10 protein-coding genes are annotated in these 10871 nt (G+C 57.7%); 5 read left to right on the top strand and 5 right to left on the bottom strand.

Annotation, left to right across the window (positions count from 1 at the left end; translation table 11 throughout):
• Positions 1-162 precede the first annotated feature (162 nt).
• A complete protein-coding gene (locus tag AS89_RS0105285) occupies positions 163-1425 on the top strand; it encodes a patatin-like phospholipase family protein (RefSeq protein WP_373419105.1) in 1263 nt (420 codons plus the stop codon).
• A gap of 13 nt (positions 1426-1438) precedes the next feature.
• Positions 1439-2128 (top strand): DUF4919 domain-containing protein, encoded by a 690-nt coding sequence (locus AS89_RS0105280; RefSeq protein ID WP_010131369.1) that lies wholly within the window; start codon positions 1439-1441, stop codon positions 2126-2128.
• A 46-nt stretch (positions 2129-2174) separates the two neighbouring features.
• Here the strand turns inward: AS89_RS0105280 and AS89_RS0105275 are convergent, their stop codons facing one another.
• From AS89_RS0105275 to AS89_RS0105255, 5 genes are all read right to left on the bottom strand, one after another.
• Entirely contained in the window at positions 2175-4484 is a 2310-nt protein-coding gene (locus AS89_RS0105275; RefSeq protein ID WP_010131367.1) for an ATP-dependent helicase, read from the bottom strand.
• 77 nt (positions 4485-4561) lie between these two features.
• Positions 4562-6295, bottom strand: a complete 1734-nt coding sequence (locus tag AS89_RS0105270; protein ID WP_033230003.1) for a SulP family inorganic anion transporter — start codon at positions 6293-6295, stop codon at positions 4562-4564.
• A 157-nt stretch (positions 6296-6452) separates the two neighbouring features.
• Positions 6453-6875 carry a DUF6691 family protein gene (locus tag AS89_RS0105265; RefSeq protein ID WP_010131364.1) on the bottom strand — a complete coding sequence of 141 codons (423 nt, stop codon included), beginning with the start codon at positions 6873-6875 and terminating at the stop codon, positions 6453-6455.
• Between the two features lie 4 nt (positions 6876-6879).
• Positions 6880-7314 carry a YeeE/YedE family protein gene (locus AS89_RS0105260; RefSeq protein ID WP_010131363.1) on the bottom strand — a complete coding sequence of 145 codons (435 nt, stop codon included), beginning with the start codon at positions 7312-7314 and terminating at the stop codon, positions 6880-6882.
• Positions 7315-7323: 9 nt separating this feature from the next.
• Positions 7324-7638 carry an ArsR/SmtB family transcription factor gene (locus tag AS89_RS0105255; RefSeq protein WP_010131361.1) on the bottom strand — a complete coding sequence of 105 codons (315 nt, stop codon included), beginning with the start codon at positions 7636-7638 and terminating at the stop codon, positions 7324-7326.
• Between the two features lie 139 nt (positions 7639-7777).
• Here AS89_RS0105255 and AS89_RS0105250 point away from each other — a divergent pair, with 139 nt between their 5' ends.
• From AS89_RS0105250 to AS89_RS0105240, 3 genes are read left to right on the top strand one after another with little or no spacing between them, the layout of a single operon-like run.
• Positions 7778-8656, top strand: coding sequence for an MBL fold metallo-hydrolase (locus tag AS89_RS0105250; protein WP_010131359.1), 879 nt, complete (start codon positions 7778-7780; stop codon positions 8654-8656).
• Positions 8657-8675: 19 nt separating this feature from the next.
• A complete protein-coding gene (locus tag AS89_RS0105245; protein ID WP_010131357.1) occupies positions 8676-9083 on the top strand; it encodes a TIGR01244 family sulfur transferase in 408 nt (135 codons plus the stop codon).
• The gene (locus tag AS89_RS0105240) at positions 9043-10800 is read left to right on the top strand and encodes a SulP family inorganic anion transporter (protein WP_308736791.1); all 1758 of its coding nucleotides are present in this window, start codon (positions 9043-9045) and stop codon (positions 10798-10800) included. The genes AS89_RS0105245 and AS89_RS0105240 overlap by 41 nt, the downstream gene beginning before the upstream one ends.
• Positions 10801-10871 lie beyond the last annotated feature (71 nt).

The raw sequence follows: 10871 nt of genomic DNA, 5'->3' as shown, positions 1-10871 counted from the left end.
CTGCGCGCATATTCCTCTCTCTACGGCTCCTTCGTGGTCCTCGGCCTGCTATCCTCAGCTGGTGTATTGAATAGTCACAATAATGTTTATTAGGACGGCTAGATCAAAAAAAGATCAGTCGAAAAGGCAGACTCCTAACTTCTCTCGATCTGGTAGCAAGCTTTGTCGGTGAATAACCCCGTTCCTCCAGTCACACAGGATTCCGGCGCGCTGGTCCTTTCCGGTGGAGGAGCGCGCGCGGCATATCAGGTGGGGGTCCTCAAGGCACTGGCCGAGTTGGCGCCAGAATCCGAGCCGCACCCCTTCAAGATCATCTGTGGCACCTCCGCAGGCGCAGTCAATGCGCTGGTTTTGGCCACCCATCCCGGTACCTTCAAAGAGGCGGTGGCGCGTCTGTATGATTTGTGGATGGGGCTCACCGTCGACCAGATATATCGCAGCAACTGGACCAGCCTGCTGGGCAATATGCTGACGATTACCGGCTCCCTGTTTAACTATGGCGTGGCGCGCAACAAGCCCCTGGCACTTTTGGACAACCGGCCCCTGCATGACCTGGTCAGTGAGGTGGTGCCGTTTGGTAATATTCAGCGCAATATCGATGCCGGGCACCTGCGCGCGGTGAGTGTAAACGCAATGTCCTATAGCGAAGGGCAGTCGGTGAGTTTTTTTCAGGGGCGCGAGGATCTGAAGGAGTGGCGCAGATTCCGTCGTTGTGGCGAGCGCACCCTCCTTAAAATCGAACATTTGATGGCCTCGGCGGCGATTCCCACGCTGTTTCCATCGGTAAAAATTGGTGACGAATACTTTGGCGACGGTGCGGTGCGCCAGTTGGCGCCGATCAGCCCCGCGTTACATCTCGGCGCCAGTCGTGTGTTTGTGGTGGGGGTATCGGATAACCGCTCGCCGGTGCATTGGGGCAAGCGTCGCAAGGCTCCCAAACATTCGCCGTCTATCGCGCAAATTGGTGGGCACCTGTTTAACGCGGCCTTTATTGATAGCCTGGAAGGGGATCTGGAGCATTTGGATCGGGTGAACCTCCTGCTCAAGTCGGTGGAAGACGAATCCCTAGCGGGGCTTGCGCCATTGCGGGCGGTAGAGTCGGCAGTGATTGAACCCAGCCAAAGCCTGGATCGAATCGCCGGGCGCAAGGTACGCTATCTGCCACCGGCCCTGCGCTGGTTGTTTCGCTCCACCGGTGCCACTACCTCCGGAGGCGGCGCCTCGGCGGCCAGTTACCTGCTGTTTGAAAAGCCTTATCTCGGCGAGTTGATCGAGTTAGGCTATCAGGATGCCATGTGGGAGCAGGATACCCTGAGGGAATTCCTGCGCCCGCGCAATCAACTGGTGGAAACCCAGCAAAAACGTTTATTTGGATTGCGGGTGAGACCCGCTACGGAAGCCTCGGATGATGAGTCCTCGACCTGAAGTGTGTTCGTTTATGTTTGCAAAAAGTTTGTTTTGGGTCCGCTTGGGGTGCGCCTTTGGCGTTTCTGTGTTGTTGGCGGCCTGTAGCGGCCAGCAGGTGGAGCAAAGTACCGGTGCACCTCCGTTGCGCGCACAAACCCAGAGTGAATACCGCATGTTGCTGGAAGAGGCGCGGCAGCTGAGTTTTACCCTGGATTTTGATCGTTTGCGTATGGCGTATGTAAAATCCTCCGAGTACAACCCTTACGGCGGTATGAAGCTGGATGGTTTACCGGAGGCATACAGCTCGGTGGAGCAGGCAGATTTTTCCGACTGTCTGCGCAATGTCGATAAAGTACTCGCCTACAACTACATGAGTCTTGAGGCTCATATGATTGGTGTCTTATGTAGTGGCCAGGCCGGCGAGTTGGAGCGGGAAGACTTGCATCGCTACATGGTGGAAGGCTTGATGACGTCGATCGAAAATAGCGGCGACGGCAAAAGCCAGGCGAGCGCGCTGCAGACCATCAGTACATCCGAATTGCGCGGCTACATTCGCCTCAAGGGATTGCAGGTGCTGGATCAGTCCATTGTCTATGACAAGCAGGGTGTCTACGACAAAATGCAGGTGCGTGACCTGGAGTCCGGCGAGGAGTACCCGCTGTTTTTCAACGTGAGCCAGCAGTTTGCTCGCACGACAACTAGTGGAAGCCAGCAAAACTAAGGCTAGCTAATAAAACTAAGCGTTAGTCTTTTTCGCCGGTGCGTGATTAACACAGGTACTGTGACACTTTATCCCAGTCAAAGCGCCGGGTCTTGCGGTCACTGAACAGGATTTCCACGCGGGAGTCCTCCCACTTTGTGATTCTGCCGTAGCCCAATTTTTGGTGTTTTATCCCTTCACCCACCGCGGGTTTCTTAATGGTTGCCCGCGGCGCATTGATTTCCGGATTGTACTCGCAGGTTTCCAGGTAGCGTAAAGCCAACCGGGTAACCGGTACTTGCGCGTGTATATTTTGGGGGCGTTCACGCAGGGCTCTTCCCAAAATATCACACAGTGGTAAGTGCATTTCCTGCAAAAATACCGACGGTTGTTGCTCGCTGTCTGCCGCGTTACCCGCCGCTCTCTTGCTGTTGCTTTCCGTTGGCGGTGCCAGCAAAAACAAGTTTTTACGCGCACGGGTCATGGCGACATACATCAAGCGGCGCTCGCTTTCGATCGACGCTGGCGTGGTGAAGTCCCGCTGTGGCTGATAGGGCATATTGTGCGTGGTGAGGGATGGAATGATCACCTGATCCCACTCCAGTCCTTTGGCCTGATGCATGGTGGTGATCTGAATCACCCCGCCTTTCCGGGTGCCCTCTCCGTTGCCGTCCTGGCTCTTGTCGCTCGCACCGCTGCCTTCTTCGTTGCCATCATTGCTGCTTTCCCTCTGGTGTTGTTCCTGTAGCTGCTGCAGGTGGGCCAGGGCCTCTTGTGGCGGCAGTTTCAGTTGGTCCAAATACTGGACGAAGGCAATGATCGTCTGCTGTTTTTCCTCCGCCTGCTGGCGGTTGAAGGCGTCTTCCGCAATTCCACTTAGAAAGTCCAGTTCACCCAATTGCCGCCGCACCAGCTCGCCGGCCATACCGCGCCAATGTTCCACCTGCTTTAGTAGCTCGGCCCGTTGCCGCAGGCGCTTGCTCTGGGGTTGGCTGAGCGATTCCGGTATCAGGGTCAGCAGCGTATCTCCCCAGCCTTTTTCCTGCCGGGATAGCTGTTCGCACAGGGGCTCCAGCACCGCACGCGCTATACGTACATGGGGCGCGGTAAGCCACTCATACAGGCCTTTGGCGCGTCGGGCGCGGGGCAGTTCGCGGAAACGCCCGGAGGCTATGTTCAAGCTCCAGAACAGCGGCCGCAGCTCGCGACGGGAGAGCACCGTATTGCGATTGCCCGAACGGTAAGGAATGTTGTTGGCCAGCAGTGCCAGTTCCAGTGGTGCCGCGAGAGACCAGAGGCGCACCAGGATGGCGATTTCCCCGAGATCGTCACCACTCAGGTGGCAGCGGCGGAGATGCTCCACCAGCCATTTGCCTTCGTTGGCTGCGGTGACTTGCTGGATGCTCGTCTCCGCTTGCGCGTTGCCCGATACACAGAGAATGTCCGCTCTTTCCCGGTTGTTCTGGATAAAGTGGTTGGCCGCCAGCGACAGTGTGTGCCCATAGCGGAAGGTGCGGCTCAGGCGGTATACATTGGACGGGGGGAAATCCCCATCAAACAGGCGCAACAGGAACTCCGGGCGCGAACCACGCCATTCGTAAATGGTCTGGTCCGGGTCGCCAATGGCAATCACATTGCCGGACTTGCCATACAGTATCCGCAACAGAAAATGCTGCACTTCGTTGATGTCCTGGTACTCATCAACCAGCAGGTCTTCATAGTGGCTGCCGTAGGCTTCGGCCATTTCCGGGTTCAGCTTCAGCTGCAGTGCCGGGTCATACAGCAGGTCTGCATAGGTAACCGCTTTCTGTTCCCGTCGCCAGTCTTCAAAGTGGCGGAATACCTTGAGGAAATAGCGGTATTCATCGCCGAGTTTGAGTCGTTCGAAGGCACTGAGGTCGCCATCGAGTGTGGTTTTGGTAAAGTCGATAAAAAATTCTGCGGCTTCCGTCTCCGACTGTTTGCGCGCGCGAATATCTTCCAGGTCTGCCGGTGGCGCACAGGCTTCGATGGATTTCCAGACCTGTAACTGCACCAGTGACTGTGGCAGGGGAGAAAGGTTGGTTTGTGGCAGCTGGCCTGCGGCCATCATGCGCTGGTAGAGGCGGTAGCCCAGGCTGTGAAAGGTATTTACCGCAGGACTGTTCTGGCCGCACAGCGTCTGCACACGCAGGCTGAAATCCTCGCGCGCGCTGCGGTTGTACATCACCACCAGGATACGCCGGGGGTCTATGCCGGCACCGATGCGGTTCTTGATGTAGTGCAGCAGGGCCGTGGTTTTTCCGGAGCCGGCCACGGCGATAATCTTGGCGTGCCCGCCAGCATGGTTGGCAATAGCCTGCTGCTCTTCCGTGAGATTGGACTCTTTGCCTGACATAAGAACTCTGTACCGCCTGAAACATGCAATCTGAATACTGTATATATTGCCAGTATAGTTTGGAGGGGTACAGGGCTTTATGTGGTCTCGCTGGTCGGCGGTGGTTCCTCTTCCCCATGCCGCAGAGCCAGCTCGGCGATGTACGACGAAAGAAAGATACGACCGGTCAGTTTCTCCAACAGCTTGGAGCGGCTCAGGCGGTCCAGCACGGGGCTTTTCACCTCGGCCATGTGCAGGCGAATGTCGCGGCTCCTCAGGTCTTTGTTGATCTGGTGCAGGCGTTCCAGGGCGGTGCCATCAATACGGCTGACTGACGACAGAATCAATACCAGGTCGCGGGTGTCCGGGTGTCGCTTCAGTTCGCTCAGCAGGCGGTCTTCCACCGCACTGATATTGCTGAAAAACAGGCTCTCATCAATGCGTAAAAACAGGATGTCTTTCTGGGTTTCCACATTGTGGCGCAATACGTTGCGAAAGTGTTCGGTACCCGGAACCCGTCCCACCACCGCGATGTGCGGTCTGCTGCTGCGCCAGATCAGGGTGGCGAACGACAGGCCGATACCCAAGGCGATACCCGCCTCAACACCAAATAACAGTACTCCGGCGAAAGTACAGAACATCGCTACCCCATCGGTACGGTCGTAGCGCCAGTTATGGATAAACCCGCGAAAGTCGAACAGGCTCGCCGCGGCCACAATGATGATTGCCGCGAGTACGGTGAGTGGCAGCTCGCTGAATATACCGGTGAAGTAGAGCAGTACTGGAATCATCATCAGTCCGGCCAGAACGCCGGCCAGGGGGGAGGCGGCGCCGGCCTCGGCATTCACCGCCGTGCGCGAGAAACTGCCCGCCACTGGCAAGCCACCAGACAGGCTGCTGGTGATATTGGCGGCACCCAGGCCGAGCAGCTCGCCGTCCGCACTCAGGCGCTCACCGCGTCGCGCGGCTACGGCCTGGGCGATAGACAGACTCTCAACAAAGGTCAGCAACGCGATAATCAGCGCGGGTAACAGCAGGCGATAGGACAAGCTCCAGTTCCATTCGGGTACGACAACCTCCGGCAGCCCTGCGGGTATATCGCCCACAATGTCGAGCTCCTCCTGTAGCTTGAATTCATGCACCAGGGCGATGGCCGCCAGCACCAGGAGCATGGGGATCAATCTAGCGGCGAGCCGGGCAACCTGCTTCGGGGCGCCGAGCCGAAAAAGTGCCATCGGTAACCACAGGCGTGTGGCAATCATGATGGCCGCTGCGGCAACCCCAAAACCCATGGTGAGCAGGTGCGCATCCGGCAGGTGCTCAATGATATGAATCAACTTGATCGAGGCGGTTTCCCCATCAACTTTTATGCCCAGTATGGCGGGGAGTTGGCCGACGATAATGAGCGCCGCCGCACCCGACACGAAGCCGCTGATCACCGGGTGGCTGAGCAGGTTGGACAGCGCGCCCATCTTGAACAGCCCCATCAGGAAAAGAAAAAGGCCGCTTAACAGGGTGAGGGTGATGGCCGCCGTTACGTACTCGGGGCTGCCAATAGCGGCAATGGGAGACAGGGCGGTTACCGTCATCAGGGAGAGTACAGCGGCGGGACCAATCGCCATCGCGCTACTGCTGCCGAACACCGCGTACGCGATCAAAGGCACCAGGCTGGCGTACAGGCCAACATGCGGCGGCAAGCCGGCCAGCAGCGCGTAGGCCAGCCCCTGGGGGACAAGCAACATACCGGAGACCAGGGCTGCCGTCAGGTCGCGGAGCAGCCACTGGCGGCGGTAACGTCTAAGCCATTTTGGTATGAGTCGGTATGCCCGCATCACTTGTGCAGTTGTGGTCCAGAGGCCGGATGAGTCTCATCAGGATAGCCTCTGGATTATTCCGTGGGGGCAACGGGAGGCTAAGTGGGGGGCTTAAGTGAGGGCTTAAATAAAGACTAAGCGAAATAGCGGGGAGCGCGGGCTCCCCGCAGTGAGGTCAATTGCTACGGCGCTCCAGCAGTCGGAATCCGAGCATTCCAGTGACCATCGCCAGGGTAAATGCCAGAGCTCCCGGCTGCAGCGCACCGCTGGCCACAATACCGGGCCCCGGACAGAAGCCGGCGAGGCCCCAGCCGATGCCAAACGCGAGGCTCCCCAGTACCAGGCGCTTGTCGAGTGCGCGCTTGCCTGGCAGTTGCATGGGCCCGCCGAGCACCGCGGATTGGCGCTTTTTTGCGAGCGCGAACGTGGGTAGGCCCACGGCGATAGCACCGCCCATCACCAGCATCAGTGAGGGATCCCAGGCGCCGAATAAATCGAGGAAGCCGAGGACTTTCTCCGGATTGGCCATCCCGGAAAGCAGTAAGCCGAAGCTGAAAATCAGACCGGCGATAAATGCAGAAAAGGTCGCTTTATTCATGGTCTCAGGCTCCCAGCAGGTGGCGGACAACGTAGACGGTGGCAAAGCCGCCAAACATAAAGGTCATGGTGGCCGCGAGTGACCTTGGGGATAGCCGCGACAAACCGCAGACGCCGTGCCCGCTGGTACAGCCCGCGGCATAGCGGGTGCCAATACCTACGAGGAGGCCTGCGGCAATCAGCACCGGGTAGCTGGCGCGGATTTCAATCGCGGGCAGCACATGAAACAGCGCCCAAACCCCGGGGCCGGCGAGCAGGCCGAGAATAAAGGCAAGCTGCCAGCCGCGGTTGCTGCCTTCGTTATTCAGCAGTCCGCCTAAAATTCCAGAAATACCTGCCACACGGCCGTTCATCAGGATGAGCCAGGCACTGGCCAAGCCGATCAGCAGGCCGCCGGCGAGGGCGCTCCCGGGGGTAAATGCATTCCAGTCGATGTTCATGGTGGCGTGTTACTCCGCGCAATACAGTTGATAGAGGGTTTGGAGGAGGGTCAGGACCTTGGCATCGGCCACTTGGTAGTAGACGCGTTTGCCTTCCCTGCGTGTTGTGACCAGCCTGTCTCTGCGCAATACCCCGAGCTGTTGCGACAGGCTCGGTTGGTGGATGCCTAGCCGCTCTTCGATATCTCCAACACACAGCTCTTCCTGACTCAGCTGGCACAACAGCAGCAGTCGATCCTGATTGCCAAGAGAGCGCAGCAGCGCTGACGCCTGGCTGGCAGCATCGCGCATCTTGTCGAGCTGTAGATCACTGGTATCCGGCATGGGTGTCTCTAGTTTCTTGCTTTCAAAGCGACAGGCTGCGATCAATTACGCAAGAGATAATATATTGAAATATATATTGTTGGAAGCTATATTCTCATTTGTTATTATTTTATTCGATAAATGTATATGAGGTGTGCCAATGACCGATATGGCTGTTCGACCGCTCGTGCAGGCTTTTCTCGACCCGGACTCGGAGACGTGGAGCTATGTGATCTATGACCGGGACGGCGGCAGTGCGGCAGTGATCGACGCGGTACTCGACTTCGATAATGCCTCGGGGCGCACCAGTACCGATGGGGCGAGCAAGATCGTTGAGTTCGTGCAGGGCAAAGACCTGAGTGTGGAGTGGATTCTGGAAACCCATGCCCATGCCGACCACTTGTCAGCCGCACCGTTTATTCGCGAGCAGCTGGGCGGCAAGATCGCCATTGGTGACCACATCCGCCAGGTGCAGGGGATCTTCCGGGAAGTATTCAACCTGGAGCGAGAATTCCTTGCGGACGGTTCCCAGTTTGACCATCTGTTTCACGATGGCGATACCTTCACCATTGGCGATCTCAAGGGCGAGGTCATCTACGTACCGGGGCACACCCCGGCGGATATGGCGTGGTTGATTGGCGATGCGCTGTTTGTCGGCGACACCTTGTTCTTGCCGGATGTGGGCAGCGCCCGCTGTGACTTTCCGGGCGGGGACGCACATGCGCTGTATCAGTCGGTGCAAAAACTGCTGGCGCTTCCCGAAGAGACACGCATGTTTATGTGTCACGACTACCCACCCAATGGGAGTCGCGCGCATGAATACGAAACCACGGTGGGTGCGCAGAAGCGCAGCAATATCCATCTGCATCAGGGCGTGAGTGAAGCGGACTTCGTGACAATGCGTACCGAGCGCGACGCTACCCTGGCGATGCCGCGGCTAATTTTGCCGTCGATTCAAGTCAATATTCGCGCGGGTGAAATGCCACCTGCGGAAGACAACGGCACCGTGTATCTCAAGGTGCCGATTAACAAATTGTGAGTTTGGGAGGTAGTGACTAATGGATCTTAAACAACTGAATGAACAGGTATCTGTATCCGCGGAGCCGGCACTGGATGACATGGCGCAGCTCGCCAAAGCCGGTGTAGAAGTTGTGGTGTGCAACCGTCCCGAGCACGAATCAGAGGACATCCCGACCTATGACGAACTGGATCGGGCGGTGACTGACGCTGGGATGCAGTTCCTCGCCATCCCTTTCTCCCGCGGCCAGATGCAGCCCGCACACTGCGAGGAGTTCGCCAAACTGCTCGCGAGCGGTAAAAAAGTGCATGCCTTTTGCCGTACCGGCAATCGCGCCTGTAACTTGTGGGCTGCCGCTGGCTGCATAAATGGTGCGGACAGAAAACAATTGCAGCAAGCGGCAAAAAATGCCGGCTTTGATGTCAGCGGTGTTCTGGTCACCTACTAAGCGGTGGCTGCCCGCCGCCCAATGGCTTCCTGGTTACTCCCTTGTACAGTTACATAGGGATTTACTGGCGGGGGTGATTGTCACCGTAATGCTGATTCCGCAATCCCTGGCCTATGCACTGTTGGCTGGCCTGCCTGCGGAGGTGGGGCTGTATGCGAGCATTGCACCGCTCATTGCCTATGCCTTGTTTGGCAGCAGCCGCACTTTGTCGGTGGGCCCCGTCGCCGTTGCTTCGCTGATGAGTGCCACCGCACTGGGGCAGGTGGGTGCGCAAAGTAGCGCTGAATATTTGGCTGCGGCGATACTACTGGCAACGTTATCCGGCCTGTTCCTGCTTTTGCTTGGCGTATTGCGGCTGGGTTTTCTGGCCAACTTCCTGTCCCACCCGGTAATCGCTGGTTTTATTACCGCGTCCGGCGTACTCATCGCATTCAGTCAGTTAAAGCACCTGATGGGTATATCGGCGCAGGGCGATAATTTGCCGGCGCTACTGCATTCCATGTCTGCCTCTGTGGGTGAGATTCACCTCACGACTTTGGCGCTGGGGGCGGGGGTGCTGCTGTTCCTGTTCTGGTCTCGTCGTGGGGCGGTATCGCTGTTCCAGTCTCTCGGCGTGTCGCAAAGCACGGTAGGGTTGCTGGTGAAGGCGGCCCCGGTGGTGGGGGTGATCGTCACCATTCTGATGGTGGCGGGGCTGGATCTGGAAGCACAGGGCGTGGCGCTGGTAGGGAATATTCCCGGCGGTTTACCCAGCTTCAGCTGGCCCGCATTCTCTGTGGATCTGGTTGAGCAGCTCTGGTTGCCTGCGGTGATGATTTCCATCATCGGCTACGTGGAATCGGTTTCCGTCGCCAAGACGCTCGCCGCGCGCCGGCGACAAAAGATCGATATGAACCAGGAACTGGTGGGGTTGGGGGCCGCGAATGTCGCGTCCGGTATTTCCGGCGGGTTTCCGGTTACCGGCGGTTTCTCCCGCTCGGTGGTGAATTTCGACGCGGGTGCTGAAACCCAAATGGCGAGCGTATTCACCGCGATCGGCATCGCACTGGCGGCCATGTTCCTGACGCCATTTCTCTATTACCTACCGAAGGCAACGCTCGCTGCAACCATTATCGTGGCGGTGCTCTCGCTGGTGGACTTTTCCATTCTGCGTAAAACCTGGCGCTTTTCGCCGAGCGATTTTGTTGCCGTGCTGATAACGATCGTGGTCACCCTGCTGTTTGGCGTTGAGGCAGGGGTTTCCTGCGGTGTGGTGGCATCCATTGTTTTGTTCCTGTACCGCACCTCCAAACCGCATATTGCCGAGGTAGGCTTGGTGGAAGGTACCGAGCACTTCCGCAATATCAAGCGTCACAATGTCGTCACCCTGCCGCAGGTACTCACGATCCGGGTCGATGAAAGCCTGATGTTTTCCAATGCCGCATTTCTGGAAGAGCGCGTCTATGCGGATGTGGCGGCCAACCCGGAGATCCGCCATGTGGTGCTGATGTGCAGTGCGGTGAACGAGATAGACTGGAGCGCGTTGGAAACCTTGGAATCGGTGAATACCCAGCTGGCAGAGGCGGGTATTTGCCTGCACCTGTCGGAAGTAAAAGGACCGGTGATGGACAACCTGCAACAGAGTGGTTTTGTGGAAGAGATTTCCGGGCAGATCTTTTTTACTCAGTACCAGGCGTTTACCTGCTTGCGTGACGATAGGGGCGCAGCGGCGGACTAGCTTCTCATCCCTGTGCAGCAAACAGGTAGGGAAACAGCGCGCGCTTTTCGTCGTCACTGAGCGACTCCACG

The organism is Microbulbifer agarilyticus S89, from assembly GCF_000220505.1.
Classification (GTDB): Bacteria; Pseudomonadota; Gammaproteobacteria; order Pseudomonadales; family Cellvibrionaceae; genus Microbulbifer; species Microbulbifer agarilyticus_B.
Note: the sequence above shows the minus strand (reverse complement) of the source record. Positions and strands in the feature narration are given on the sequence as shown.